General features: G+C 67.3%; 3 protein-coding genes. All 3 read left to right on the forward strand.

All coding sequences use genetic code 11. The features are described from left to right. Positions 1 to 250 precede the first annotated feature (250 nt). Entirely contained in the window at positions 251 to 772 is a 522-nt protein-coding gene (locus VGD93_RS16175) for a TRAP transporter small permease (protein WP_168109042.1), read from the forward strand. Positions 773 to 783: 11 nt separating this feature from the next. After that, positions 784 to 2,085, forward strand: a complete 1,302-nt coding sequence (locus tag VGD93_RS16180; RefSeq protein ID WP_395013197.1) for a TRAP transporter large permease — start codon at positions 784 to 786, stop codon at positions 2,083 to 2,085. Positions 2,086 to 2,232: 147 nt separating this feature from the next. Further along, a complete protein-coding gene (locus VGD93_RS16185; protein WP_395013198.1) occupies positions 2,233 to 3,192 on the forward strand; it encodes a LysR substrate-binding domain-containing protein in 960 nt (319 codons plus the stop codon). Positions 3,193 to 3,195: the final 3 nt, after the last annotated feature.

Consider the following 3,195-nt stretch of genomic DNA (forward strand, 5'->3'; position numbering starts at 1 on the left):
AGCGCCGACCGCGAGCAGACGCTCAAGGAGAACGGCATGGTGATTGCGCAGGCGCCCAAGGACGTGCTCGCGAAGATGGACGAGATCGGCAAGGACATGATCGCCGAATGGCTCGCCACCGCGACGCCCGACGAAAAGGCGGTCTACGAGACCTACCGCAGCAGTCTCAAGTAACAACGAGCCCGCGGGCCGGCGGCGCCCGGGCCCCGGGCCCGCGGCGCCGCCGCGCGTTGCCGACGCGAGGTCTCACATGGTCAGATCGGTTCTGGACAGCTTCTATCTCGTCTGCGGCTACCTGGCCGCCGCGTTCATGGTGGGCATCGGCGTGTGCATCCTGGCGCAGATCGCCTGGCGCATGCGCGGCCTCACGCTGGATGCCACCGAAGCGTCGGGGTTCTGCCTGGCAGCCGCCACCTTCCTGGGACTGGCCCATACGATGCGCCACGGTTCGCACGTGCGGATCGACCTGCTCACGAGCCGCCTGCCGGGGCGGTTGCGGCACCGGATGAACATCCTGAACTGCCTGCTCGGTGCCGCCGTGACCGGCTATCTCGCCTGGAACGTCGGCCTGCTGGCGCTGCAGTCGTTCAACTTCCGCGACGTCAGCCCGGGACTGCTCGCGATGCCGATGTGGATTCCGCAGACCGGTGCCGCGCTCGGCGTCGCGGCCCTGTCCATCGCCCTGCTGGATGAAGTGGTCTGGCTGCTCGGGGGGCGCGATTCGCGTTACGGGGCGCCCGACGAGGTCCGGATCGACGCGCCCGTCGCCTGAGGCGCTGCAAGATGGACAACACCGCAATCGCCTCGCTCGTCCTCGCCGGGCTGCTCCTGCTGCTCCTGGCGGGCGGCTTCTGGATCGCGCTGTCGTTGCTGACCGTGGGCATGGTCCTGATGGGCCTGTTCTCCACGGCGCCGATGGGCTCGCTGGTGGCATCCACGCTCTGGGACTCGAGTTGGGGCTGGGCCTTGACGGCGCTGCCGCTCTTCATCTGGATGGGCGAGATCCTGTTCCGCTCGAACCTGTCCTCCAACATGTTCGAGGGACTGGCGCCCTGGGTGAACCGTCTGCCCGGCGGGCTGCTGCACGTCAACGTGCTGGGCTGCGGCATCATGGCGGCCGTAGCGGGATCCTCCGCGGTGACCTGCGCCACCATCGGTCGCATGAGCGTGCCGGAGCTGCAGCGCCAGCAGTACCCGCTGAACCTGACCATCGGCACCCTGGCGGGCTCGGGCACGCTGGGCCTGCTGATCCCGCCGTCGATCATCATGATCGTCTACGGCGTGACCGCCGAAGTCTCGGTGGCCAAGCTGTTCATCGCCGGAATCATCCCGGGCATCCTGCTGATGTTGTTCTTCTCGGGGTACACGGCGTTGTGGAGCATCGTCCACCGGGACCGCATGCCGCCGCCCGGCCCGTCGATGCCGTTGCGCCAGAAGCTGTACCACTCGCGCCGGTTGGTCCCCGTTGCATTGCTGATCGCATCGATCATCGGCTCGATCTACGGCGGTCTTGCCACGCCGACCGAAGCGGCGACGATCGGCGTGATGGGCGCGCTCGCGTTATCCGCGATCACCGGGTCCCTGACGCGCGAGACCTTCGTCGAAGGCGTGATGGCGGCGATGCGCACCTCGTGCATGATCGCCTTCATCATCGCCTGCGCGGCCTGCCTGACGATCGCCGTGGCCTTCGTCGACATTCCCCGCACCCTCGCTTCCTGGGTCGATGCGTTCCATTTGTCGCGCTATGCGCTGCTCGGCGTCCTGGCGATCCTGATGCTGATCCTCGGCTGTTTTCTCGAAGGCATCTCGATCATCGTCCTGACCTCCTCCGTGGTCCTGCCCATGGTCCAGGCCGCCGGGATCGACCTGCTGTGGTTCGGCATCTACATGACGATCCTGATCGAAGCCGCCCAGATCACGCCGCCGGTCGGCTTCAACCTGTTCGTGCTGCAGAGCATCACGGGCAAGGACATCCTGACGGTGACCCGCGCGACCATGCCGTACTTCTTCCTCCTGATGGCCGTGCTGGTTCTCACGGTCGCCTTCCCCCAGATCGTGCTGATCGGGCCGCAGATCATGAGGTAGCCGCCGTCGGCGGCCGGGACGGGTGGAAACACGGAGTCGAGTCACGGAACCCGGCCGCAATAATGGCCCTGACGGTCGCCCGGAAGGGCGGCCGTTGGCAGCAGGTGACGTTCGAATGACCACTCACGATCAGATCGGGGCCACGTGATGCGCGGGGCCACCCTGGCGATGCCCCGCAGGGCCCGGCTGCCGTCCCTGACTGCACTGCGCGCCTTCCACGTCGTCTTCCAATGCCTCAGCCTGCAACGGGCGGGCGAGGAACTGTCGGTCACTCCGCAGGCGGTCGGGCAGCAGATCAAGCTGCTGGAGGAAACGCTCAAGGTCACGCTGTTCGAGCGCAAGGGCCGCTCCCTCCAGCCCACGGAGTCGGCGCTGCTGCTGGCGACCTTCGTCAAGTCGGGCTTCGACGAGTTTGCGGAGGGCGTGCGGCGCGTCACGAAGTCGGACCACCGCAGCTACGTTGCGCTGAACGTCAGCCCGTATTTCGCGACGCATTACCTGGTGCCGACCCTGTCGGTCCTCGGGGAGGCGGCTCCCAGCACCGAGATCCGCCTGACGACCAGCGTCCATCTGCCCGACTTCGAGCAGGACGAGGCAGACATCGCGATCCAGTGGGGGTACGGCAACTGGAAGGGCTACGACTGGACCCACCTGGTCTCGGATCCCAAGGTCATATGCTGCACGCCGGCGATTGCGAGAAACATCAGCAGCCCGTCCGACCTGGCGCGGGTGGGACTGCTGAACTCCATCGCCGCGAAGCGCCTCTGGGAAGACATCTTCCGGCACCTCGGCGTGGACGAACGGCCGCCGGTGCACAAGATCGGGTTCGACGACTCCGCCACCATGCGCCGCGCGACGCTGCAGGGCATTGGCGTCGGCCTGCTGTCCGAGATCCATGCCGACGAGGACATCCGCTCCGGGGCATTGGTGGCCCCGCTGGGGCGCGAGGTGCTCAGCGACATGCCGCCCAGCGACGTACCGGGGTTCTACCTGGTGGCGCCGCGCTCCAAGCTGCGGGTGGCGTCCGTTGCGGCGTTGTACCGCTGGCTGTTCGACGAGGACTGGAGCGTCGCCCGCCGGCTCGCGCTGGGAAACGCGCGTACCTGATGC

The organism is Devosia sp., assembly GCF_036406155.1.
Taxonomy (GTDB): domain Bacteria; phylum Pseudomonadota; class Alphaproteobacteria; order Rhizobiales; family Devosiaceae; genus Devosia_A.